Source organism: Mycobacterium kyogaense (genome assembly GCF_003254575.1).
Lineage (GTDB): Bacteria > Actinomycetota > Actinomycetes > Mycobacteriales > Mycobacteriaceae > Mycobacterium > Mycobacterium kyogaense.
In genome coordinates, this window is the sequence record NZ_QJUA01000022.1 from 1 (window position 1) to 25,211 (window position 25,211).

Here is a 25,211-nt window from a genome sequence, read left to right on the forward strand (position 1 = left end):
TGGCAGCGGGGTGAGCGGGGTGGAGTGGTGGATGATGAGGGCGGGCGGGTGGGACCCGGCGAGGTGGGTGGAGGTGCAGCCGGTGCCGCCGTACCCACCCGCCCAGCCCACACCGCTGGCGCGGTCGAGCCCCACCGTCGCCGACCAGTCCCGCGGCACCCCCAACACGCCCGACCACACGTGTTCGATCGCGGCCCTGGCGGTCGACGGGAAGAAGCGCACCAGGATGTCGCGAAGCAGCCCAACGGTTCTCGGGTCAGTCGAACCGTCGACGTCGGTGCCCGAACCATAGCGGTACGGCGCACCGCGGCCGCCGATCGCGATGCGGTCGTCGGCGGTGCGTTGGGCGTACATGTAGGCGTGGGCCTGGTCACCGAGCGTCTCGTAGCCGGCCCAGCCGATGTCGTCCCACACGTCGGCCGAGAGGGGCTCGGTGACGATCAGCGAGGAATTCATCGGCAGCCAGGTCCGTCGCAAACCTTCGATCTGCGCCGTAAATCCCTCGGTGGCCCGCACCACGGTCCCTGCCGTGACGGTGCCTGCTTCGGTCACCGCCTGATGGGGACGAATCTCGGTGACCCTGGTCTGCTCGAAAATCTCCACGCCCAGCGATTCGACCACCCTGGCCAACCCGGCGGCCAGTTTCGCCGGATGCAGTCGCGCGCAATGCGGATGCCACATCGCCCCGGTCGTGCCGCGCACGTTGATCCGCGCGGTCGCCTCGGCCGCACTCAGCAATTCGACGTCGGTCATCGGCCAGGTGCGGGCCTCCTCCACCGCGTGTAGCAGGCGGGCCTGCTGGGCGGCGTTGGTGGCGACGGTGAACTCACCGCCCTTGACGACGTCACAGTCGACGCCCTCGTCGCGCGTGACGCGGATGACCTCGTCGACCGTCTCGTTCATGGCGGTCTGCTGGCGGGCCACGGCCTCGCGTCCGTGTGACTTCAAGTATTGCCCGCGACCGCCGGTGATCTCGTTAGTGAGCCAGCCGCCGTTGCGTCCCGATGCCCCAAAGCCTGCGAAGCGTTGCTCCAGCATGACGATGCGCAGGTGCGGTGCCGCCTTCTTCAGGTAGTACGCGGTCCACAGCCCGGTGTATCCGGCTCCGACGATGCAGACGTCGGCCTGGGCGGAGCCGGGCAGCGGCGGGCGCGGGGGGTTGGCCCCCATGCTGTTCCACCAGAACGACACCTTGCCGTTGGTAAGGGTGGTGCTCACTTGCCCACCATCGCACTCGTCAGGCCGGCGGCGCCACCGCCGGATCCCGTTGGGTCCCGTCGCAGGATGATTGCGGCGACGCCCAGTGCGATCAGGGTCAGTACAAGCATCATCGTCGACATCGCGGCAATGTCGGGCCGCAGCGACGCCTTGAGCGAGGCGAAGATGTACACCGGCCACGGTGTCGAACCGGCCACCGAGACGAAGGACGACACGACCGTGTTGTCCAAGCTGAGGGTGAAGGCGAGCAGGGCACCCGACAGCACCGCCGGGCGGATCAGTGGCAGCGTGATGTCGGTGAAGCGCCGGACCGGTGTGGCGTAGAGGTCGGCGGCGGCCTCCTCGAGGAACTCGTTCATACCGGTCATTCTGGCCCGCACGATGAATGTGACGACGGCACTGGCGAACAACGAGTTTGCGATGATCAGGCGCACCTGGCCGACGTTGAAGGCGGGCAGCCCCCAGTCGACGCCGAGGGTGACGAACCAGGGGAGCAGGGAGATCGCGGACACGATCTCCGGGGTGACCAGGACCAGCCCCAGGAGGACGAGCAGCCCCGGAGCCCACCAGCCCGGGCGACGGGTCAGCGCGACCCCGGCGAAGGTGCCCAGCACGGTGGCGACCACGGCCGTTCCGGTAGCGGTGATGAGCGAGACGGTGATGGCGTTGGTGATCGCCGGGTTGGACAGGGCCGAGAGGTAGGCGTCGACGCCGAACCCGTCGAACGTCTGCAGGGTGCGACCGTTGTTGAACGAGAACACGACGATCACCACGATGGGGAAGAACAGGAACACCAGCCCCAGGACGCCCCACGCGTTCAGGATGACGTCACCGGGTCGAATCCGTTGTCGGCGAACGGGTTTAGCGGGGGACTCGACGGTGGTCACGCAGCCTCCTTCGACGGTAGTTTCAACGACGTCGCCGCGTTGACGACGACGCCGACGATCTTGAGCGCCGCCCCGACCACGGCGCTGGTGCCGAAGATCGCCAGCATCAGCAGGACGGCCATCGCAGAGCCGAGCGCCCAGTTCTGGGCGCTTTGGAACTGGGCGGCCACCATCTGTCCGACCATGCTGCCGCTGGCCCCACCGAGCACGGTGGGGGTGATGTAGTCGCCCATCAGCGGCACGAACACGAGCATCATTCCGGCGGTCACTCCGGGCAGCGCCAGGGGGACGGTGACGTGCCAGAACGTGCTCCACGCCGTGCCGCCGAGGTCGCGGCTCGCCTCGAGCAGCTTCGGATCGAGACGTTCCAGGGCCACGTAGAGCGGCAGAATCATCAGCGGCAGGTAGTTGTAGACCACGCCGAGCTGGACGGCCCCCGAGGTGTAGAGCACGTGCAGAGAGCCCTCGGTCAGGTGCGCCCACTGCAGGACTTTGGAGACGAAACCCTCTGGGGCTAGCGATATCTGCCATCCGATGGTGCGCACCAGGAAGTTGGTCCAGTAGGGGATGAGCACGAGCGCCAACACGACACCGCGCCACTTGGGGGCGAGTTTGACCGCCATCCAGTAGGCCATCGGGAAGGCGATGAGCAGGCAGAGCACCGTTCCGGTGACGGCGATCTTGAGTGTGCGGACGAAGATGGCGAGGAAGGCCGGCGAGGCGGCCTGGCCGTAGCGATCCAGGGACAGCACGTCGTTGGCGTGGGTGACGTAGATGCCCGGCTTGTAGCCGAAGCTGTACCAGACCACCAAGCCGAACGGCAGGATGAAGAACAGCAGGATCCAGATGCTGATCGGCAGCGCTCCAAGCCCTTTCGGCATGGGCAGCCGGCGACCGGGAGGCGCCACGTCGGCAACACCGGGGGGCGCCGTCACACCTTCGAGGGCGGTCACTTGCCCGCCGCGGCCTTGAGCTCGTCGTAGATGCCGATGATGGTGCCGTCCGCGGACGTCATCTCGCTGTAGACCAGCTTGCTCATCACCGCGTCGTTGATGAAGACCAAGTCGGGACGCTGGATACCGGCCTTGGTGGCGGCCTCCTCGATGCCTTGAATCCCCGTGTTGTACCCGATGTAGGTCAGTTCTTTGAGCGACACAGTCGGGTCGAGGACGTAGTTGATGAACTCGTAGGCGGCGTCTTCGTGGGGCGCCCCCTTGACGATCGCCCAGTTGTCCTGCCAGAGGTTCGCACCCTCCGACGGCCAGACCCACTTGTACCGCTCCGGCTCGGAGTTGGCGAGGATGCCGAGGCGGGCGTCGCCGTTCCAGCAGTGGATGAGGGCGCGCGCGGACGAGGAGATGGACGCGTTGGTCGACGACTCGAAGGCCTGCACGTGGGGCGCGATCTTGTCGAGGATGAAGGAGCGATAGGCCGCGATGTGACCGGGGTCGGTGGTGTTCTCGTCGATTCCGTTGGCCCAGAAGTAGGTGAACGCGACCTCGCCCTGGTCCTCCAGCAGCGACATGCTGCCCGACGCCTCCTTCTGCGCACAGTCGAGGAAGTCGGCCCAGGACTTCAGATCCCGCTTGACCACCGTGGTGTCGTAGACGTAACCCGTCGAACCCCAGTCCTTGCAGACGCTGTACTTGTTGCCGGGGTCGAACGTGGTGTTGACGACCTTGGGAGTGAGGTTCTTCATGTTGGGCAGCTTGGCGTGGTCGAGCTCGGTGAGCAGCCCGCCCGTCGCCATCTGCTGAACCGAGGAATGGGTGGGAACGCAGATGTCGTAACCCGTAGTGCCCTTGGCCGCACTGAGTTTGGCGATCATCTCGGGGTTGGAGCCGTAGGAATCCACGGTGATCTTCGGCCCCTTGGCCGCGGTGAAGTCGGTGAGCACCGCAGGGTCGTCGTACTCACCCCACGTGTAGATGTTCAGACCGTCCGAGGAATTGCCGCCCCCACCCGAGGAGCTGGAGCAAGCGGCCAGGAAGGCGCCGGCCCCCAGTGCGGCGGTGCCACCGAGGAAGGCGCGGCGCGACAGCGAGCGCTTGAGCGCATGGGGGACGAGGGCGCGGACGTTGTCTGGCTGATTCATGGTGAGTTCTCCGGATCGGCGTGTCGGGTGACGGGTGTGGTGGTTACGAGGTGAAGATCCGGACGGCGTCCGCCGACCAGGAGCACAGCACGGGCGATCCGAGCTCGGTGGGCGGGTTGGCGGCACGGGGCAGTCGGGCGAGGACCTGGTCGTCCTCGCGGGTGTGGACGACCAGCTGAAGGCTGTGGCCGAGTTCTGAGACGCCGAGCAGAGTGCCGGCGACGGTGTTGACCGCGGTGTCCGTTCTCGACTCCGGTCCGGCGGCGGTCACCACCACCGATTCCGGTCGGACGGCGGCACTGACCTCGGCGCCGCTGGCGGCGGGGACGTCGCCCTTGGTGGGGCGTGAGGAGTACAGCGAGAGGCCGTTGGTACGGACGGTCACGCCGTCGCCGTCGAAGGAGGTGATGGTGCCCGCGAAGGAGTTCTGACGACCGATGAACCCCGCCACGAACGCCGATTCGGGTGCGTCGTATACCCCTGAGGCGGTGCCGATTTGCTCGACGCGGCCGTCCTTCATCACCGCGACGCGATCGCTCATCGACAGCGCCTCCTCCTGATCGTGGGTGACGAAGATGAACGTGGTGCCCAGCTCGTGCTGAAGCAGTTTGAGCTCGACTTGCATCTCCTCGCGGAGCTTGCGATCCAGCGCGCTCATCGGTTCGTCGAGCAGCAGGACGGCGGGCCGGTTGACCAGTGCCCGGGCCAGCGCGACGCGCTGCTGCTGGCCGCCGGACAGTTGCGCCGGCTTCCTGTCGGCGAAGGCGGTCATCCTGACCATGCCCAGGGCACGGCTCACGCGGTCGGCCATCTCGGATTTCGGCACGCCCGAGCGGCGAAGTCCGTAGGCGACGTTGTCGGCGACCTTCATGTGGGGGAACAGGGCGTAGGCCTGGAAGACTGTGTTCACCGGGCGCTTGTGCGGCGGAAGGTTTTCGACGTTCTGTCCGGAGATTTGGATCGACCCGTCGTCGGGAAATTCGAATCCGCCGATCATCCGCAGGGTGGTGGTCTTGCCGCAGCCGCTGGGGCCCAGCAGGCTGAGGAATTCTCCGGGGCGCACGTGGAGGCTGAGATCGTCGACCGCGACGGCCGAGGCGTAGGTCTTGGTCAGATTGCGCAGTTCGACCGAGCCAGCCGCCGAACTCGGCTCGGTCTTGGTCGGGGCGGTCATGTCCACGGTGCTCACGCCGACACCAGCGTCGCGCTCGCGTCATAGACGACGTCGCCGCCGATGATCGTGTAGGCCACCGTGGCCGAACCGATTTCGGCGACGGGGGCGGCGAAGATGTCGCGGTCGAGGATGACGATGTCGCCCGCCTTGCCGAGTTCGATGCTGCCCGAACGTCCTTCGTCGTGGTTGAGGTAGGCGGTACCGAGAGTGTGGGCGATCAACGCGTCGGCGAGCGACAGCGCTTGCTCGCCGAGGAATGGCATCACCGCGGACCCCGTGGCGCCCACCGGCGCGCGGTTGACGGCGGTGTGGATGATGTGGATCGGGTTGCCCGTGCTGACCGGCCAGTCGCTGCCCGACGCCAGGGGCGCGCCCGCCCGATGCAGCGATCCGAAGGGGTACTGCCAGGCGGCGCGGCGGGTGCCGAGGAAGGGGATCGTGAGGACGTCCATCTGTGGTTCGTGTCGGGCCCACAGCGGCTGCATGTTGGCCACCACGCCCAGTTCGGCGAAGCGGGGGACGTCGTCGGGGTGCACCACTTGAATGTGGGCCAGGGTGTGCCGAAGGTCTTTGTCGCCGTTGGCCTTCCTGGCCGCTTCGACGGCGTCGAGTGATTCGCGGACGGCTCGGTCGCCGAGGGCGTGGAAGTGCAGTTGGAAGCCCAGTGCGTCGAGTTGAGTGGCGATTTCGATGAGGGTGGTCGGATCCACGAAGCTCTTGCCGGTGTTTTCGCCGGGGCAGCCACACGAGTCGAGGTAGGGCTCGAGCATCCCGGCGGTGAAGTTCTCGGCGACGCCGTCTTGCATGATCTTGACGGTGGTGGCCTGGAATCCGGCCGCCAGCGCACGTTCGCGCTTCTCGGCGAGCTCGGGTATCTGCTCGAGGCCGCGATTGCGGTCCCACCAGAGGGCACCGACCACGTGCGCCTTCAGCTCGCCGGATGCGGTGACCCGCAGGTAGGAGTCGAGGATGTCGGGGGTGTCGTTGGTGGCGCCGACGATGGCGTCATGCCAGGCGGTGACGCCCCACTCGAGGAGTTGGCGCTGGGCGACCCTCAGGGCCTCGTCGAGGTCGTCCTGGGTCGCCAGGGGGATGTGGCGGGCGACCAGACCCATGGCTCCCTCTTGCAGGGTGCCGATCGCGTGGCCGTCGGCGTCGCGTTCGATGCGTCCGTCGAAGGGGTCGGGCGTGGAGTCGTCGATGCCGGCGATCTCCAGGGCCTTGGAGTTGACCCAGGCGCCGTGTCCGTCGCGGTTGGGGAAGAACGCAGGGCGGTCGGGGACGACGGCGTCGAGGGCAGCGGCCGTCGGCAGGCCGCCGGGGAACGAGTCCATCGACCAGCCGCCACCACTGACCCACGGCACGTCCGGATTGTCGGCGGCGTACTCGGCAATGCGGGTGAGGTAGCCCTCGGCGGTGTCATACGGCGTGAGGTCGCAGGCGATCATGTCCAGGCCGGCGTGGTACGGGTGGATGTGACAGTCCTGGAAACCGGGGGACACGAGGCCTCCCGCCGCGTCGATCTCCACAGCGCCGGACGCTTCGAGCGCGCCTGCGCCGATCGCGGTGATGACACCGTCTTCGACGAGGAGCGGCTCTTCGACGATGCCTGCGGGCGTGAAGACGTGGCCACCGGTGATCAGGAGTCGGTGCGGTGTGGTCATGGTGTCATTCCTCGAGGTGGGGTGATCGGGTTGGCGTCGATGGGCGGGGTGAGGTGGGAGGTGATCCACATGGCCTGGGCCGGGGTGGCCCCGACGTTCACGGCGCGGTGGGGAATCGAGGAGAGGTACTCGACGCTGTCGCGAGGGCCCAGGACGTGTGTCTCGGTGCCGATCGAGATCTCCATGTGGCCGGTCAACACGTAGAACAGTTCCTGGGCGTCGTCGTGGGCGTAGGGCTCCGGGCCCGTCGAACCGCCGACGTCGAAAGTGCCCTCGTAGACCTCGAGTTGGCGGATCGGCGGCCGCGACAGGAGCAGCTTCTGCAGTCCGCCTTCGCTGGAGAACACGGGTCGCTCGTGGGCCCGGAGGATCGGTCGGGAGACGGGGGCTTCGTCGCTGAGCAGGTCGGCGACCGAGACGCCGACCGCGGCCGCGATGCGCTTGAGCACGCTGACCGACACCCCGCACTTGCCGTTCTCCAGTTGACTGATGAAGCCTGCGCTCACCCCGGCGCGGCCTGCCAAGTCGCGGGTGGACAGCCGCGCGCGTTCGCGGGCGTCGCGCATTCGGATGCCCAGCGTGGCGCGTACGGCGGCGTCGGTTGTTGGGGTGGCCGTCACGGGCTCAGAAATCACATACCTCTTTTCGTTAAGAATCACTTAACGCTTTGCTTACCGCGGAACGCTAGGGCTCTCACAGGGTTCTCGCAACAGAACGGCATGTTTCGGCCCAACTATTAACTTCTACGAAACGCCCCGCGGCCGTGACGGATCCGTCGGTTTGATCGGAGTCGTTGAGAATCAACGACTCTCGACGCACACTTCGCGTCGACCGGCATCAGCCGACGGTGGCGACGCCGCCCGTCGAGATGGTGAACCTGCGCCCCTGCGCCGCCGTGCACGTTAACGCCGGTCCGCGCCGAACAGCATCGCGACGCCCCAGCGCCACCGTCTGGCCATAGGCCAGTGTCGGTGTGCCCCCGGCGGCGTCCCCGACGCATGACTCGCATCGCTTTCTTTGGACTGGCCGCGACGACGGACTCGCTGACTCCGTGTGCGTCTCGGTTGTCCGTTCCCAGTCAGCTTGGCGGTTCGCCGCAGGAACCGCCAGCTTGACCGAGACGCGATCCCGCGGGTCCGTCTCATCTGAATTAGCGGTTATGGTCGGCTGTATACCCGCAAGCGACTCGCGCGCGGAAAGCAGTTCGAGACTGGATGAGACGAACTCGCCTGGGGTTTCGCGACGGGGGAGCGGCGTGTATGACGCGTCTCAGTTTTCTAGAAACGACACGGAGGAACACCGCTGAGCGCTTCGCTCACGACCACGAGGTGAAATGAGTCGGAAGCCGACTGACCCAGAACTCTATGTCCCCCCTGGACCCGAGTCTCACTACACGCAGACTCGGATGCAGCTCGGTGACAGCAGGCATCCGGTCGCGGAGCTTGTTTCGGGTACGGATACCCCAGCGCATAATGTGATCAGGATCGGTGAAGAAATTAAGGAGTGGCCCCTCGTATTTGCCGTTCCACAGCTCGACCTTCCGCAACCGTCTGTGAACTGTGCGGCGCGTGAGTTGATGCAGGGTCAGCGGCGTAGGGAGGTCCAGCCAAATAAGCGTGTCAGCGCGTTCGAGGATTTCTGTGCGGACCGCGGAGTACTGCCACTCGACCACCCATGAATCTCCGGAAATGACCGCCTCCACGTCGCGGACGAAGTCGCGTCGCGGTTCCCAGTTTGGACTGTGGAACAGGCTGCCGATTTCAATGTAGGTCAGATCCAGTCGGCGCGAAATTCGTTGGGCCAGAGTCGACTTGCCAGATCCCGTCACACCAGCGATAGCGATGCGTTGCGGTTGCCAGGTGACTGGATGGGCCACCGTCAACACGTACCTGAGCGTAGCGCCAGCGCAATCCGAGAGGATCTGAGCCCTCTTCACTCTCCAGAAGTGAGACGAGGCGACATTCGTCGGCGAGGCCGACGTGTGTGGTCGCCCGGTCAGTCTGATGGCGGGGCGATAAGCTCCAGCGTCGCACCGTCGGCATCGTGCAGGTAAGCGAATCTGGTCCCTTGCCGCGGCCCGTCGGGCATCGTCTGCACGCTGTTCGCAACATGCCAGCCATGCCGCTCACATTCGCCGACAACGGCGTGGATATCGCTCACCTCCACCGCAAGATGCCATGAACCCACGTCGCAGGGGCGCGGACGTACCGTTACGCGGTCGACCGGACCCTCATACTGCAAGAGTTCGAGGTGATGTCCGGCGAGGTTCACGACCGCAGCTCTGATTCGCGCGTGTGGCACGCCGGTCACCGCCGCCGCGAATGCCCCGCTCAAGGTGAACCGTCGCTCGACCTGGGCGCCCAGCACCGAGCACCAGAAGCCAACGGAGGAATCGAGATCACGGACCGTTATCCCCGTATGTGCCACCGCACGCGCCGAAGCCATGCGTGAAGCCTAGGCGTCAGCGCGTGACCACCGCGCCCGTGGCCGCCGAGGTGTCATTTCCCGGGTAGTGGTGGCTGGCAACGGTCAGGCGTTGATCCATCGGATGAACGCGGCGTAGGTTAGTTGACATAATGTGGCTTATCGGTAGAAGTTCCCGGCGCCAGGCCAGATCGCGCCACCTGCATCGGACGTCAGTGTCCGATCCGGAACTAGTTGGGAGTAATCCGGGAAAACCTGGTAGCTGTCCGAATTTTCGCCCTCCGTTCCAGAACTATCTGACAGTGACACCCGCCCAGGTCCCTGCCCACGCACCTGCGGATCTTCGGCCGGCGTAACGATGGTGCTAAGTCTGAATCCGTGACCATCTGACAGCGCCGGACAGGACGACCGACAGTCCAGAACTACCTGACAGCGGCGGACACTCCGCGCCTTCTAGGTCCAGCGCGAACCATATGATTCGTCACTGTGACGTTACGCAGGTGTTGCAGCGGCCTCTATTCCCCCAGGCTGGAGCCACGCGACACTCAATAATATGGATAATGTTAATTATCCATTTTTTATCTGCGAGGCTGAACGTGTGCCGCATGAGACCGATCCCGGCTACTCCGTCACCGACGGCGTTGTTGAAGCTGCTGCCGTCGTGCCGGCCGTCGGTGAGTTCCCTGAGTGGTTTCAGCAATTCTCGGATCACCGGCAGGCAAGTAAACCCTCGGCGCACACGATGAAGGCTTATCGCCGCGACTTCGTCGCCATTGCCAATCTGCTGACCGGTGGTGAGCCGGTTCGCCTCAGTCCAGCTGACATAACTCGCGATTCGATGCGTACTGCGTTCGCGGCGTTTGTAGCCGACCATGAGGCGACATCCATCCGACGCTGCTGGTCGACCTGGAATGTGTTGTGCACCTTCCTCTATACCAACGAACTATTGGCGGCCAACCCCATGCAGCTCGTTGGACGACCAAAGTTGAAGAAGCCGCTGCCGAAAGCGCTCCCCCGAACCGCTGTGGAAGCATTGCTCTCTGCCGTCACGCAGGAGTCCTATAGTCGCCGGACAGATTGGAAAGAAAGGGATCTCGCGCTCATCCTCACTGGACTCCTCGCGGGCCTGCGGGCTGAAGAACTCCGCCTGGTCGATGTTGGCGACATACGTACGCTCGACGACGGCTCCGCAGTGATCAATGTGAAAGGCAAAGGCGGGAAAGAACGCAATGTCCCCATCGAGGCAGCCCTGCTGGAGGTGATCGGTACGTATATGGACAGTCGTGTCGGACGGTTTCCTCAGGGCAAGAAGCGCACATCGTCACCGAAGAGCACGCCATTGTCGGGCTGGCCACATTCCGCCCCGCTATTCGTCGGTCGGGACGGTGAACGGATGACGCGTGGCACTCTACAGTCACGTATCAAGCGCGCGTTCAAACGCGCAGGGCCGGACGCGCGCCCCATACCCGGCGCCCTGGTGCACGGACTTCGCCATACCTATGCAACTGAGCTCGCGACCTCGAATGTCAGCGTCTACACACTGATGAAACTCCTTGGGCATGAGTCGATGACAACATCGCAGCGTTACGTAACGGCGGCAGGGATTGAAACACGTAGTGCGGCAGCGCAAAATCAGCTCTACTCCCTACTGACCGAAAAACGGGAGGACGATGGGACGAGCTGAGAACGAAGCGATCCATGTTCCCCAACGACGAAGGAAGGCCCCGCAATGAGTAAGCGAGTGAGCCTGATTCTCCGCGACGCAGACGAGGCGATGCTCGCTTCCTTCCTCCATCGGGGCTCGCCAGCTTTCGAGGTCCTGCGACAGTGGGCACACCACAATGACTATGCCTCGGGTGACATCAGCTCGGATGCCGCTGTACTGCGGATTCTGCTTCGGGTGGGCGCAGAGGCTATGCACGAACAAATCCTGGATGCTGGCTACGCCCAGCTTGCGTCCGAGTTCAATAGCGCATCAACAAAATTCGAGCGACTGGCCGCACGGGGTCGTTCTGCGTCCCAGACCGACGAGCTCAGATGAGCCCGCTTGCGCCCCGCGGCGATCACACGTATTAGCGCCGGCAAGTCCCGCACGGCGGGATGGGCTTTCGCACGGTGTTTGCGGCCCACTCTTCGGCGTCCGCCGAATGAATGGCGCACACCTTGACGTAGGCACCAGTCCACGGTCCGTTGTGCGGATTCTGACCGCTGATGGTGCGGCACGTGGCGTGATGCACCCGCGCGGTAGACACGCTGTAGTTACGGGCGATGTTCACGACGAAGCCTTTCGGGTTGGCGGCCAGCCAAGCCAGATAGCCAGCGTCGTCGTCCCGGAACTCGTGTGCGCGGGTGCGGTGATCCACCCCGGCGAGTACATCGGCTGGCACGACGTCGATGAACTCCCCAGCTGGACTATGTGGGACGTCGACCGAGCTAGTCTCGCTAACACTGGCGGATTCGGCCGATGCGTAGATGCCCACCACGACCGTGTTGCCGGCGAATGGGTCCACGGTGCAGTGCAGGCCGAGTTCGGTGATTCTGCCGTCGCGGGGATGCCATGCCCGATCTGGCCGGGTACGACCCAGCAGGGGGTCAAGCGCGTCGATCGTCTGCTTCCAGAGGTTCAGCCAATTGCGACGTGGGCCGACCACGAAGGATAGTTCGAGCCGAACTGGTCCATCCGGTAGGACGGCGGCGCCAGAGACGGCGGCGTGGATTGCCTCCTTGTAGGCGACGCTCGAGGAAGAAGCCGCAGTGGTCGCGACGACCACGCCGGCGGCGTTGGGTGCAGGAACTTCTTTGGCGGCACAGATCTGCACAGACGACTGTTCGCCGTGGTGCTTCGTGCACCACACCGACACCAAGTCGGCATCGCGCAGGCGCGATGCGAGCGGATACGCGTAATTATCCAGGTCGCTGGCATCGAGCAGGTCTCGTGAACTCGGTAAACCGACGTCGAGGCGCAGCGCCCACGCGCCGCTGATCCGTGCGCCAGCGATCAAAGCCTCCGTATCGTCGAGGTACTCCTGCAATCCGATCTGATCCGAATCGTCAGCCTTATTCCACGATGCGAGCCGCGGGGCGACCCTCAGCTCGAGCGAGCGATTATCAGGACGGGCAAACCAGCGCATCGGGTCAAGATAGCGCGGCGCACCGACAGGCCTCGGGCGAAATCAGGGCCGAACCAGCCAGCTCAGATTCAGAGACCGTGACGGTGCGAGTCTGGTGTCACGGTCGATATTGGTGGCGTCCTAGATGCAGTTGGCCGCGGATCTATCAGCAAACTCCGGGGTGCCAAGGCGATTCCAATACTAACAGCATGCAGGGGCCTTAGTGAACACCAATTTGCTGGAAGGTCGAGTTCACGGGTGTTGCCTATAGGCAACATACGAACCCGCGTCGGCCAACTACACGCTGACGCTGGGACGTGAGCCAAACGGCCTCTACCTCAATAAACGCCCTAATTTTCTGTGTAGCAGTGGAATACAGGCAGATCTCTTCTCTATGTTCCTCAGTTCCACGAGCCATTGGCGTTCACAATCAGCCCACGAAAGATTGCCCGAGAGTTTCGCTCGTCTCGGCAAACGTGCTCGAAGTAGTAGTTGCTGCAACCCTTGTGCGGTTCTGTCACTTTGTGCTCAACTGACGTTGCTAATTCCGGTGAGGAGGCAAGCTCTTTAGTCTCCGCATAAACGCACGGGGCTCAATGAGTGCGCCCATCGGAAGCAGTCAACGTCCAGGTCAACGAGGAGGTGGCACGGCACAAGCGACTCAAATGTTTTCCGCTAACGGGGCTTCGATGGTCCCCAGACGCTGAAAAAGCCGAGCTGGTATCCCGGCTTCTTCGGTGCGGCACTGCGCCGCTCAAACTTACTCACCCCCTGAGAGGGAGGCATGTTCATTTCAGCGCGCTTTCAGCATGATGTCAACCCCCGCTTCGAATCCTGGCCCCCGATCTCTTCGAGAGCTGCACGTCCGAGCGGCTGGCGGACACGGGCGTGACCGAGCCGCCAGCCCCCAGGAAAACGACGTTGCCCGTCAATGACGCGCCCTACACGATGGTGCTTTATCAAGATCCGAAGACCGGGCAGCGCGTACGAACCCGTCTCACACCTGAGGTTTCGCGAACGTCATTTGAGCTATGCAGGCCTATCCGGAGTTTCCCGGCCTACCGTGGTCGCCGTTCCCATCAAGGCAAGTACTGGTTCTCGCGTTCACAAGGCCATGTCAGCTTTGAGTCGCGGTTCGAGATGACTGCCCTGATGACGGTCGACTTTCGGGGTGACGCAATCGCGGTCAGCTCCAACCCGTTCTGGCTGCTGTGGCCGAAGGGCCAGACGCACCACCGGCACGCCCCGGACTTTTTCATCCGACGACGCGACGGATCGGCTCTCGTTGTCGACGTCAAGCCGGCAGATCGTCTCCGCGAGAAGGATCGGCTCCAGCATCAACGCACCCGCGATGTATGTCGCGAGTTGAACTGGGAGTACGAAGAATTCACAACGATCGACAAGACTGCAGAACGCAACCTACGGCTGCTATGCGCCTACCACCATCCGCGGTTTGCACCGTCAGCAGAAGCACGATCCGCTATCACGATCTGCGTGAATCGATCGGGGCGAAACGGCGTGCAATTCGGCGAGCTGATCGACAACGCCTCGGACAGGTCTGAATTCGACGAAAGCCATCTCATCTGCAGCACGTACCACATGATCTGGAACAGAGAGATTCACGTCGACCTGGCCCGCCCGCTGACCTGGACCACGGTGATCACCTCGTGATCGAACTGCATATCGGCGACATCATCGAATTCCGTGGCCAGAGCTGGCATATCCGCGACAGCGACGGACTGGCACTTCGACTCAAGTGTCTCGATGACGGCAGCGACCTGACCTTGCCGGTAGCGATGTTGCTCTGCGACGATTCCTTCGTCGGTCCCGACGCCTCTGGACCAAGTATCGCCGATCAGCGGCTGCTCGACCTCGCCACCGACGAACAGCGACGAGATGCCCAGTTCTGGTATGAGCACCTCTCCGGCATCAAACACGCCATGGAACAGCCGGCTCAAGGACAAGCCTCCTCGGGTACCCCGATCGCGACTGTACAAGAACGACTTTCAGATAAACGATCCGAGCTACGAACTCTGGGGCGGCCGGTCTCCATGACTACTATGTGGCGTAAGTGGCAACGCTTCAACAATGCCGGCCTGCTCGGATGTATCGATCAGCGCGGCATGCCGGGTCATGTCCGTCTGTCCGGGGTGCACGAGCGCGTGATCGTCACACTGGAGATGGTGAAAGCGCACTACGTAGACAAGTCGACGCCTACCAAGAAACAGATCATCGAAATCGCGGAGCGTCGCCTTCGTGACGACAACGTGCCGGTGCCGTGCAGGTCGTCGATGTACGCCTTACTGGCTGCACTTGACCGCGGTGAGCACACCACGGGCGATGCGACGTCGCGCCGCAGTCACGCGAACAGCCCCGACCGAGCGTTCTCGAAGATCGTCGCCTTGTATCCAGGCGAAGAAGTGCAGCTCGACTCAACACCACTTGACGCAATGGCCTTACTGCCCGATGGTCAACCATGCCGAATCGATCTGGCTGCCGGCATCGACGTCGCGACACTGAGCATCACCGCGGCAATTCTCCGCCCGAACGCCTGCAAAACCGTGGATGCTATTGAACTCTGGGCCAATTCCTGTATTCCGCAACAGATGTTGCCAGGATGGATTGAGAATATGACGGTCGCACGAAGCTACCTGTCGGACAAGCTATCCCCCCAGATCGATCTCGACAGGGCACTCGAAAACAAGCCCATTATCGACGTGCGAGGTGTCGTGGTCGACCGTGGCAAGATCTTCGTCTCGAAAGCCTTCGAAAAGGCAACCGAACTTCGGGGAGTTCACCCTCGGGTCGCTGCTCCGCACCAGCCCACCGCCAAGCCTCATATCGAACGCTTGCTCAAGACCATCGGAGACGACTTTGTCCGATGGATCCCGGGATACAAAGGACGCTCGGTCAGCCACCGGGGCCGAAACCCGGAGAAGGACATTGTGTGGCCGCTGTTTGTACTTCAGGCGCTGCTCGACGAATGGGTCATCACGGTGTATCAGAACCGTCCCCACTCAGGGCTTCACCTGACGGCGGCCCCTCGGATGCAGCTCTCTCCCAATGCCATGTATCGAGCGATGTCGGAGATGGCACCAACTCCAGTACGGACGATGACACGCGACGATTGGATCTCGCTTAAACCACACCAGTTTCGTCGTATCAACCGCTATGGCGTCAACCTGGAGAACCTCGTGTACAACTCCGACTCGCCGCGCTTTCACCAGATGCGACGAACGAAATCGTTTAATTCCAAACAGAATGGCAGGTGGGAGGTGCGCTACGACCCCACCAACCTGATGCAGATCTGGGTGCGAGACGAATCCCTACTCTTCGACTCGCAGGGTCAGCGAAAAGTCGAAGACAATGGCTGGATCGAGTGCCGCTGGGTTCTGGCCGACTATGCAACCATTCCATTCGGAATCGACATGGTCAAAGCGATCCGTCGGGACATGAGTAAGAAGCCAACCGACAAAGAAGTGCTCAGGCGCGCGGAGCAGATTCATCGTCAATTGCTCGGCGGCCCATCGGAACCGAAGCCGCGACCGCTTTCCCGTGCCGAAGCGTCGGCCGGGCGCGCCAACCTCGCGCGACAAGAGCTCAGCGGCGGCCCTCCTGCTGAGGTCGTTGCGCCCGGACGAAGCGACGACACTCCGGTCGTGCCGGTTGTTCAGCCTACGGTCGGAATGGTCGAGCCCATGCGGCCGATGCGCCTGTCGGAAGGGTGGTGAACCTTGGCATCACCGACAACCCGCGAAGAGTGGCGTGAATACTGCACCTACGAGCCCACCCCGGACTCGCAGCGACCCTCGTTGAGTGCGGACGAGATCAAGGCTCTCGGCACCGTCGAACGATCGGCCTACAACGAACGCCGCATCGACTACCTGAACGAGGAACGCGTGTTTCCCACCCGGGACCTCACCCGCATCCTCAACCACGCACGACGACTGCTTCGCCGATCACGAGCCAAGAAGTTCGTAGCCAGACCCGGTATCCGAGTATCCGGGGAACCCAGGACCGGCAAAACCACCGATGTGATGGCCGCCGGCAAGCGACTGGACGCGGAAATACGACGAACCTGCGGCAGGGAAAACGACTTGTCCTTCCTGCCCGTCGTCTACACCACGATCGCTACGGCTACAACGACGAACAAACTCTGGGTGCGCCTCGCCGACTTCGTCGGTGCACGCGAGCTGCGAGGTAGCAATGCCGACGAGCGACTCGTGGACCTGGCGCGACTGCTGAAGAGCCTCGGCACCAAGTTCGTCATCCTCGATGACGTCCAACGCCTCAACACCGACCGTGCCGCAGGAGCCGAAGTCGCCGACAACATAAAGACTTTCGCCGAAAACCTCGATGCAACAATGCTCTTCGCAGGAATTTCGTTGGAGACCGCTCCCCTGTTCAGCGGCGAGAACGGAGAGCAGTGGCGCAAACGGACCCGGCCCATCAACCTGAGCAACTACTCACTCTCGAACGACGCCGACCATAAGGAGTGGGTGCAGCTCGTCGCATCCATCGAACGCATTCTTCCTCTCCCCCTGCACGAACACGGAATGCTCGAGCGCCATGCGGACTACCTCTACCACCGCGCCGGCGGCTCAATCGCATCCTTGAGCGATCTGATCATCGATGCAGCCACGGACGCCATCGACTTCGGTACCGAAGCCATCACGTTGGACCTGCTCGACTCGATTGCGATCGACGACGTCGATCCTGGAGTGGCCCGCTGATGCCGCTTCGTGCCGATCAGTCATCGACAGTCCCGGAGGGCGTCCGCCGCGGCCGTCAACGACTTCCCGTGCCAGTCTCTCCGATGTGTTCGGAGACGCTGAACAGCTACCTCCGCCGGGTGACGGAGCAGAACCTCTTGCGACCCAGCTGGCTGTCCCAGCTCGCCCGACAGCCCCACTTCGTTGCGGACCTGGTCGAGCTCACCGGTTTGACGGAGCGAGGGTTGGTAGCGGCGCTTCCGGAACTCCGAACTCCGCATGCAATCAAGCGATGGCCGCATCTGGTCGGCCACGTCTCGAAGCAGGCGGGGATCCGATCCGCATGCAGACACTGCGCCGCCGCGCAAACTCGAAGCCGAAGCCAAGCAGTGACTGTCTTTGCCAGCCATGAACAGGTGCTCTGCGCCATACACCAGCAATGGACAGGAAGTTCTGCACTGAGATGCGATGCTCAGCAACAATTTTCAGTCCGACTCTGTCCCGACATCGAACGCGCACACCGCCAGCACCGCCGCCTCATTCGACGCTGGGGGCGCGGCCCCACATACTCCGGCTTTACCGCCGCCGTCACCTGCTTCTCCCTGTGGTCAGGCTGGCCGGCTGTCTTCCGTGCACCTGATATCCAGCAACGCAGGCGACGGCTCGCTGTACCCGAGGAAGCACCGTCCATGCTTCCACGACAAGCCGCGACCTGGTACCCCAATGCGGTCGCGCTGACCGACGTCATTATCTCGCTACGGCACAAAGCGGCGGAGGGACGAACATCCGCCGCCGCGACCGTCATTGCAGAGGGCCTCGTTCGACTGCAAAACATCGTTCCCGGCCTATCGCCGAGTGGCGCGTCTGATCCCTTCCGGCAGGCAGTGTTGGGTGAACTGCACACTCCCCCAGACGAAGTCGAAGTCGGACCGAGCAACCAATCACGCGAATCCCAGCGGTACAGGAAGGACGATGGTGGCAATGTCAAGCCGAAGCTGTGAGGAGCCCGCTACCCCAATCGGATCGCTCTGCACTGAATGGGAGTTGGACCAAGGCGTCGCATCCCGCGTCGTCTACACACCCGACCGGTTCCCCGCCGGATGCACGGCTGGAGTCCGCATCAGCGCGATTCAGGTCGAAGACGGCAGCTTTGAGACTGCTGCCGACGTTCCCCACATCTACCTCGAGTTCCACCCTGATTCTGGACTCACCATTGCAAACGCGCGGGCTCTCGCGCTCGTCCTCACCGAGTCCGCCGCTCAACTCGAAAGTTGGATCGAGATGTTCGGTGCCGTCGCCGATCCTGGTGCCGAACGTTGATCGATCCTTCGCTGCCGCGCATCAGCATCACCGAACTACGCCGACATTTCAGCCGGTTCATCAGCGAAGCCGAACAAGGGCGGACTTTCGTGATCACCCGGCAGGGACGCGAGGTTGCCTTGCTCGTCCCTGCCGGGCGCTTCGCCGACGAAGATCTGCATCAGTGACGTATACGTCGTCCTCACGTCCGAAGGAGTGCCCGCCTACCAAAAGAGGACCACGAGCAGTATTGGAGTCATGCAACACCCAACATTCCGAACGAACTTCGACCACAGTCCCTGCTACCGCGACGGTCTGCACCCACCTACGAAGCCCGGGCGCCAGTGGTGCCGCACTCATGGTCCGGCCAGCCGCGCGCGTGCAATTGGCCGACCAGTCGCTGCGGCGTCGCCGCCGCAGACCCCGCAAGACGACATCGGTCCTGCCGAGGTACGCCGACGCCGTGCAGCGGCCGCCAAGCAGTACCAGCCCAGCAGGGTTCGGCTTCTGCTGGTGGCCCAAGCGCCGCCTGACGCCGACGACCGGTACTTCTACTTTCCCGACGTGGCGCAGCACGACTGGCTGTTCCGGGCGGTCGCGCGGGCAATCCTGCCTCACGTCGAGCCGACCCGGACCAACAAAGCGTCCCTGCTGGCGCAGCTGCGCGACCGCGGCATATTCCTGATCGACCTCAAGCCCGATCCCGTCGACGGGTCCGACCTGTCGCCCTACGTGCCCGCGTTCCTTGACCGGATTGCCGAGCTGGAACCCGAACGCATCATCCTGATCAAGGCCGACGTGTTCCGCGTGGCATCTCCCGCGTTGGCGGCCGCCGGCCTTCCGGTCAGCCAGATGCGGATCCCCTTCCCTTCGTCTGGGCGACAGAAGGAGTTCGCGGTCGCGTTCGGTCAGGCCCTCGCGGGCGGGTGACCGTCGGCGCCGCAGTGATGATTCCCTTCGAGCACCGGTGGGTTGTGGACGGAGGCACTGTCGCCTGACCAGCAGGCGTGCCAAACACATCGACTGTTCGAAGGACTCGGACGGGGTTGGCTAACCCGGACTTGGTCCTCGGTTTGAGAACTCGCTGCCCACAAGTCGCTCACCATGTTGCCTTCCTCAGCGGGAGGGCGCACTTGGAACCGTCATAGGCGAGCGTGAGGTCGAGCAATTCGGCACGTTAACCGCCTTTGCGGGAACGAATCTCGGTGAGCGTCGAGATCACCGTCGAAAGGCCGTTTTCGTGCAAACCTTCATCGCGTAGTTCAAAGCGGTGCGGTTCCGCTCTTTCACCGGCGGTGGTGGTGCCGTTGCGTCGGCGGTTTGGATCTCGGTGAACCACGATGAGCCCGTAGGCCTCCAGCGTGGCGTGCGTGTCCCACATCGCTCGTGACAGGTCATACTCGAGGAGTCGGTCGCGGCCGCGAACGGTTAGGCGGTCCACCGGAGCATTGCCGAGGTGCTTCAGATCGCGCAACATCAACCACATCGCGGTCTCGGACTTACTGAGGGCATGAACCCATCCGTTGGTGAAGAACGTGGCCGGGATATCGAGGGTCTTGACTTTCGCGCCCGGCCGTTGGTAACGCTTGGTGCCGGCCGCGGTGGGCCCGTTCTCCCGGTTGAGATGCACCTGGTCATCAAATCTCGGTTCGCCCTTTCTGCCACCAGGGGGCACCTCGGCGAGTCCGAGCTTGCTCAGCTGGACGAGGGCATCGCGAATCTGCCGCTTACGGTTGTTCCGGGAATTGCTCGCGAACGCAGCGTTCGGCGATGGATTGTGAGAGGCCGCAATGGCGATCAGGTCGATCAGCCCGAGCGCGTCGTCGTCGCCGTCGATCGTGAGCTTCAGGCGGGCGTCTCTCCCCAAAGCGTCACCGGTCTGTGCCAGGTACATGAGCGTGAGTCCTAGTGGCAAGCCCACCCCTTTGGTCAGCGAGGCCAACGCCGCCAGCGGTGGCTGACGTGGCAGGGCTGATTTTGGCCGGTCGACCAGCTTTGCCGTGTCGTACTCCTCTTCGACGAGAGATGGGACACGTCGTACGAACCCGACCCGGATTGGGATGTCAGTCAGCTGTGTAGCCGACTCTTTGGCCCACCTCGTGAGATTGGCGCGTACCCCGGCGTCAACCGGGTACCGCCCCGCGCGCAGCGTCTCCAGTCTGTTTATCCGTTGCTGCAACACATCGCGCCGCGGCTTCGGATCGGGGGGCTGATCAGTGAATTCCACACCACCACCGTACGCAAATATTTACTTTTCGCAGAAAACGGATTGTCACGCCTATGTGACTCTCTTAGTTGTCTGAAATGGTCAATGTCCAATAGGCGTGACAATCCGTCGCGCCATCGTGACCGAGTGTACTCGACAGCCGGCCAAAGCCACGCTTGTCTGGTTGTTGTTGCTCAACGTCTCCGCGTATCGGGAACAAGTGGCGACGACCAACCTCGGGCCCGGGGTCATCAACTGCAGGAACTCTCACGAAAGGAGAAACGCTATGGACCACCCGCAGCACCCCGCCCGCGACACGCGCCCGTCTATCTGGCCCGCACTCGCGTTCGTCGTCGCGGTCGTGCGCACTGCCTTAGACGTGTGGCAGCTGTTTGAGAAGTAACGCGAGGCAGGGGGCGGTCGTTCGGCGATTCGCAGTCGACGACACGACCTCCCCCGCGCCTGCTTCGAGCAGCTGGCCAACCTCACTGCCCGCACAGCGGTAGTGATCGACTTCCAGAGTATGTGCACCGCCTCGACCAACAGACCGACTACGCCAGCGTCGGACCCGACACCCCCAAGAGCGACAAGACGTGGAGGACCCCAGCCTGACCTGGCACCACGCCCCTGGATCCGGAACCACCTGCCTGGGCGCGAACCCGTGCCTGGCCCACGCCCACGGGGCGGATCGTGGTCCGCGGGCATGACACAGTCCGGCGGCGAGGCGCACGATAAACCGAAATCGACCGTCCTATCGATGTGTAGCGCCTCTCACCTGATCTCCCACACTCGTGGCGACCACTGGCCACGATCGGGCCGTTTGGTCCTCCGCCGCATTCGTCGTGACACAGCGCCCATCCCTTATGGTGCGCAGAAGATCCGGGTCTTTGCCGACACACTGGCCGCGGCGGCGATCGTGGTCTGCAGCAGATGGTTGAGTTGGAGGGACTCTCGCCGCGGTTCGGGCTTGGTCAACTCGTTGTAGAGGGCGTTGGCCGAGAGCATGTTGCCCAACACCAGCCAGATTTCTTTGGAGGTCAGCGGATTACGAAGCAGCGGGGACAAGCCGCCCTCCCATGCCGACCGCGCGTCGGGCCACTTCGAGACCCGAAATCGGTTGTTGACTGCCAACGCGATTTTGCCCTTACCGGTGAAGTTGTGCGGTTGATCCCACTGGGCCAAGTTCGGCTCACGAAGTGAATAGGTGGAAAACAGGCCGGTGTTCTTCTGCGCCTGCGCGCACACCTCCTGAACCGCCGATGCCGAGAACTTCTTGTAGCTCTCTGACGCCTTGGCGTGGACCAGAACCACGCGCCGATTCTCGCCCTCGTCGGCGAGGATGAAGTCGGCGGTTTCCTGGCCCATGTCGCCGCAGATACCCAACGTCGGAGTGAAGGTCACTGCCTCTGGCTGGTATCGCTGCGTCCATCCTTGGTCGAGCGCGAGTGAGTCTGTGTTGAATCCGGTTTGGGCCCAGCTGTCAATGAGCCCGAACAAGCTGGCGGGGTCGTAGCCGTCGCCGTTGCCAACTGTCAGCGCACCTTTTTCCATCATTCTCGCCTCGAACTGGGTCGAGGGATACAGGCAGTACCCGACGAAGAACTCTTCAGCGGTGAAGCGCTGCCCGAACTTCAGTCCCGGCGCGTAAAACGCACCGTGCACGTAGATGACTTCGGGGTCGTCGGGGATGATGTTGAACGCCTGCCGCTCGTTGAGCGCCCTGGTCAGCGGCACCCTGCGGTCCCCTACCGGGACAAAATCCTCGTCAAGAAGCCGTGATTCAATTTTGTACCTGCCCTTGGCGGCATGGAATGTCACATCGAGGTCATAGACCCTGTCGTTGAGGGTGACCTTGAAGCCCGACGTCGCGCCCGAACCGGTCACCGATGTGGTTGATCGATCGACACACAGCTCATCGCTGCGCAGATAGTCGTCATCGCTGTTGCGCAGCACGTAGTCGCGGGACAACTCGGTCAAGTCCAGCAACAGGTTGGCTGGCGCATACTTTGTGACGCCCTTGCGTGCCGGCGCGGCATAGCGCCCGTAGACCTCGGGATATCGTTGTTGCGAACGCATCTGCCGTAGAAGGGATTCCACCCAACGCCGGTAGGCGCGCACCCGCAGTGGCGGACCTTGTTCGGAGACCCGGCCAGTGCTCAGCCCGACGTAGCGGCGCAACAGATGCACCCCGGTCGCGTTAGACGACGGCATCGCCGGCCGGACGGTGATGTCGAAGTTCTCGTCGATCATCTCCTGGTAGTCGATGTCGTCGAGGATTTGGGGAGTCGTTCCGTTGTAGCCGGTGACGGTGGACACCACGTGGCCGTACTCGTCGAGGATCGGTGGAACATCGGCGATCGACGGCGCCGAGATCGTCCGCCGGCGCACCACCCGGTTACTGAGATTGGTGTTGCGCGATCCGATCAGCGAGATGCGGCCCTGGGCGCCTGGCATGACGACGCGCTCCAACTCGCCGGGGCCCACGGACGGTAGATGGGACAACGCATCGGTCCCGCTGCCCGACCCCGTACTTGCCGTCGCGACCACACCACGGGTGGGCAAGAGCATCACCATCCGCGCCTCGACCACCGGCAGCGCGAAGTAACGGTTGTTCAGAAAGCCGACGTTGTCGACCTTCGCGCAGATATAGACCACGGTGTTCGGCGAGACGGCCGACACGTCGTAGCGGGTGAACTCGAAATCGTTTTCGATAAGGTCTGCTTCGACGAGATTTGTCAACTGGTCCAACGTGGCGGATCGGGTGACCCGCCGGAGCGTGACCCGACGCTCGAAGAGCACTTCGTCGGCCACCTCTTCGGGTGTCATCGGTGGCTGCCCGCCGTCCTCGGCTTGGATCTGCAGCACACTGCGGAACTTTTTGTCGATGTAGAGCACCGGTGGCTGCACCTTGGTGAAGTCTGTGACAAGCACCTTCGACATGGCGCGGGCGAGATCCTCGGCGGTCACCGTCTGGTCGAAATCTTTGTACAGCTGCCAGTACTTATCGATTCGGCCGCGGAAATGGTCGAGCACCCAGGCCTGGCCGGTGTCATTGTCACCCTTTCGAATGACCCGCCCAATTTGTTGGACGATCGAGCGGACATTGCCGAGCATGTCGAAGAACGCCAACACCTGGAATCGGTGGTCGTCGATTCCTTCCAGCAGTTTGTACTGGTGAATCCAAATCACCGCGTCACACTGCCCGGGTGCGGGCACCGAACGGCGCTTCCATCCATCGGTCGGGGGGCCCGACGGATAACGGTCATGGATCCCGACTACCCTGCCCGAGAATCCGCGGGCGATGAACGCATCGCCCAGGCGGGTGATTCTGGCCATGTCGTCACAGTGGATGATGATCCGCTGCGTCCATCGCGACGTGTCAGAACCCCACAACCCTGCGCAGTAGTCGATGACGTCGTCACAGAACAGCGCCTCGGTCAGCGCCGGCTCACGTCGCTGTACGTGCACGTCGCGGATAACCTCATCGGCGACCGCCTCATGCAACTTGAAGAGATGAATATTGCCGGCGCTGATCCGAAATGCTTTAAGGTCGTTGCGAAATGGGGTAGCGGAGAGCAGCACGACCGGCTTGTCGAGGTTGCGCACGGCCTCGCTCCACTTAGCCGCCGGCTCATAATGTCCTTCGTCGAACAGAACCAGATCGATGCTGGAACACAGTGCTGCGTAAGCTGATTGCTGAACCGGTCCCCGACCACGCTGCAACTCCACCAGCATCTGCACGGTCATCACCAGTACCGAATCGGTCTCAGACAGAAACTTCCCAAAATCGGTCTCGGGTGGATGCTGCGCAAGGCGACCCGATTGACGTTCGACGAAGGTTGCCAGCTCGTCGCTGAGGATCGTCCGCGTGGAGCGGTACAACGCGCCCATCGAGCTCAGATCCGCACTCTTTCGAACGGCGTAACACATCTTGGGCAACCGTATGTCGAGTCCGAGATCAAACTTTTCCGGGTTGATGAACAGGTTCGCCCCGACCTCGCGCACCAGTTGGTCGCGAATAGGATCTCGAGTCGTCAGCACAAGGACATTGCCCACTTCGGGCGCACACTGGGCTAGGCCCGCGATCACCGCGGTCTTGCCTGTGCCGGTTGGATGGCACACGAGCGCAGCCCCGAGCAGGGCCATCTCCTCTGCGGGCACGGCGTAGAAGTCTTGGCGATAGCGGCGTGCCATCGTGATGGCCGCCATCTGATAGGGGCGGAAGCGTTCGCGGTAGCGAAGCTTCTTCAACGGAGTTCGTGATGTCATGCGAAGTTCCCCCCATGAACGATCTGGACGACGGGCCATCGTAGTTCGATCCTGAGCAAACCAACCCCGATTGTGTTCTTTCGCGGTTCATCCCCAGCCGGTCTTGTCCGCAGTGCTGCGACGAAGCCGCACCACCCCGGGCACCGCCAAACT

General features: G+C 63.1%; 19 protein-coding genes. 7 read left to right on the top strand and 12 right to left on the bottom strand.

Annotation, left to right across the window (positions count from 1 at the left end; all coding sequences use genetic code 11):
• From DMB80_RS15850 to DMB80_RS15890, 9 genes are all read right to left on the bottom strand, one after another.
• Window positions 1-1,218: NAD(P)/FAD-dependent oxidoreductase (locus DMB80_RS15850; RefSeq protein ID WP_205538716.1), on the bottom strand; the 1,218-nt coding region annotated here is incomplete at its 3' end.
• Entirely contained in the window at window positions 1,215-2,105 is an 891-nt protein-coding gene (locus DMB80_RS15855) for an ABC transporter permease (protein ID WP_205538718.1), read from the bottom strand. The genes DMB80_RS15850 and DMB80_RS15855, both read right to left, overlap by 4 nt.
• Window positions 2,102-3,058 carry an ABC transporter permease gene (locus DMB80_RS15860; protein ID WP_205538719.1) on the bottom strand — a complete coding sequence of 319 codons (957 nt, stop codon included), beginning with the start codon at window positions 3,056-3,058 and terminating at the stop codon, window positions 2,102-2,104. Before DMB80_RS15860 ends, DMB80_RS15855 begins: the two co-directional genes overlap by 4 nt.
• Entirely contained in the window at window positions 3,055-4,200 is a 1,146-nt protein-coding gene (locus DMB80_RS15865; RefSeq protein ID WP_111510731.1) for a polyamine ABC transporter substrate-binding protein, read from the bottom strand. Before DMB80_RS15865 ends, DMB80_RS15860 begins: the two co-directional genes overlap by 4 nt.
• Before the next feature lie 43 nt (window positions 4,201-4,243).
• Window positions 4,244-5,389 (bottom strand): ABC transporter ATP-binding protein, encoded by a 1,146-nt coding sequence (locus DMB80_RS15870; RefSeq protein ID WP_240431218.1) that lies wholly within the window; start codon window positions 5,387-5,389, stop codon window positions 4,244-4,246.
• Window positions 5,386-7,038: an amidohydrolase gene (locus DMB80_RS15875; RefSeq protein WP_111510732.1), complete on the bottom strand. Its 1,653-nt coding sequence runs from the start codon at window positions 7,036-7,038 to the stop codon at window positions 5,386-5,388. The genes DMB80_RS15870 and DMB80_RS15875 overlap by 4 nt, the downstream gene beginning before the upstream one ends.
• A complete protein-coding gene (locus DMB80_RS15880) occupies window positions 7,035-7,673 on the bottom strand; it encodes a helix-turn-helix domain-containing protein (RefSeq protein ID WP_162938548.1) in 639 nt (212 codons plus the stop codon). Before DMB80_RS15880 ends, DMB80_RS15875 begins: the two co-directional genes overlap by 4 nt.
• A 680-nt stretch (window positions 7,674-8,353) precedes the next feature.
• The gene (locus DMB80_RS15885) at window positions 8,354-8,923 is read right to left on the bottom strand and encodes a P-loop NTPase family protein (protein WP_205538720.1); all 570 of its coding nucleotides are present in this window, start codon (window positions 8,921-8,923) and stop codon (window positions 8,354-8,356) included.
• 110 nt (window positions 8,924-9,033) lie between these two features.
• Entirely contained in the window at window positions 9,034-9,483 is a 450-nt protein-coding gene (locus DMB80_RS15890) for a VOC family protein (protein WP_111510734.1), read from the bottom strand.
• Between the two features lie 532 nt (window positions 9,484-10,015).
• Between DMB80_RS15890 and DMB80_RS15895 the strand changes: the two genes are divergently transcribed.
• Together DMB80_RS15895 and DMB80_RS15900 are read left to right on the top strand one after the other, a co-directional pair.
• Window positions 10,016-11,146, top strand: a complete 1,131-nt coding sequence (locus DMB80_RS15895) for a tyrosine-type recombinase/integrase (protein WP_111510735.1) — start codon at window positions 10,016-10,018, stop codon at window positions 11,144-11,146.
• A gap of 57 nt (window positions 11,147-11,203) precedes the next feature.
• Window positions 11,204-11,503: a hypothetical protein gene (locus tag DMB80_RS15900; protein ID WP_162938549.1), complete on the top strand. Its 300-nt coding sequence runs from the start codon at window positions 11,204-11,206 to the stop codon at window positions 11,501-11,503.
• A gap of 31 nt (window positions 11,504-11,534) precedes the next feature.
• On the opposite strand, the gene DMB80_RS28385 is transcribed toward DMB80_RS15900, so the two are convergent.
• Window positions 11,535-12,593, bottom strand: a complete 1,059-nt coding sequence (locus DMB80_RS28385) for a hypothetical protein (RefSeq protein ID WP_205538721.1) — start codon at window positions 12,591-12,593, stop codon at window positions 11,535-11,537.
• Between the two features lie 867 nt (window positions 12,594-13,460).
• Between DMB80_RS28385 and DMB80_RS15910 the strand changes: the two genes are divergently transcribed.
• From DMB80_RS15910 to DMB80_RS15930, 5 genes are all read left to right on the top strand, one after another.
• Complete coding sequence (locus tag DMB80_RS15910) at window positions 13,461-14,243, top strand: TnsA-like heteromeric transposase endonuclease subunit (RefSeq protein ID WP_162938550.1); 783 nt, start codon at window positions 13,461-13,463, stop codon at window positions 14,241-14,243.
• The gene (locus tag DMB80_RS15915; protein ID WP_111510738.1) at window positions 14,240-16,303 is read left to right on the top strand and encodes a Mu transposase C-terminal domain-containing protein; all 2,064 of its coding nucleotides are present in this window, start codon (window positions 14,240-14,242) and stop codon (window positions 16,301-16,303) included. Before DMB80_RS15910 ends, DMB80_RS15915 begins: the two co-directional genes overlap by 4 nt.
• A gap of 81 nt (window positions 16,304-16,384) precedes the next feature.
• On the top strand, window positions 16,385-17,305 hold the full coding sequence (locus tag DMB80_RS15920; RefSeq protein WP_276131552.1) for a TniB family NTP-binding protein: 921 nt from the start codon (window positions 16,385-16,387) through the stop codon (window positions 17,303-17,305).
• Between the two features lie 1,295 nt (window positions 17,306-18,600).
• The gene (locus tag DMB80_RS28930) at window positions 18,601-18,771 is read left to right on the top strand and encodes a type II toxin-antitoxin system Phd/YefM family antitoxin (RefSeq protein WP_162938551.1); all 171 of its coding nucleotides are present in this window, start codon (window positions 18,601-18,603) and stop codon (window positions 18,769-18,771) included.
• A 325-nt stretch (window positions 18,772-19,096) separates the two neighbouring features.
• On the top strand, window positions 19,097-19,513 hold the full coding sequence (locus tag DMB80_RS15930) for a hypothetical protein (RefSeq protein WP_240431219.1): 417 nt from the start codon (window positions 19,097-19,099) through the stop codon (window positions 19,511-19,513).
• Window positions 19,514-19,760: 247 nt separating this feature from the next.
• Here the strand turns inward: DMB80_RS15930 and DMB80_RS15935 are convergent, their stop codons facing one another.
• Both DMB80_RS15935 and DMB80_RS15945 read right to left on the bottom strand, forming a co-directional pair.
• Window positions 19,761-20,810: a hypothetical protein gene (locus tag DMB80_RS15935; protein ID WP_162938552.1), complete on the bottom strand. Its 1,050-nt coding sequence runs from the start codon at window positions 20,808-20,810 to the stop codon at window positions 19,761-19,763.
• An 840-nt stretch (window positions 20,811-21,650) separates the two neighbouring features.
• Complete coding sequence (locus DMB80_RS15945) at window positions 21,651-25,058, bottom strand: DEAD/DEAH box helicase (RefSeq protein ID WP_162938553.1); 3,408 nt, start codon at window positions 25,056-25,058, stop codon at window positions 21,651-21,653.
• Window positions 25,059-25,211: the final 153 nt, after the last annotated feature.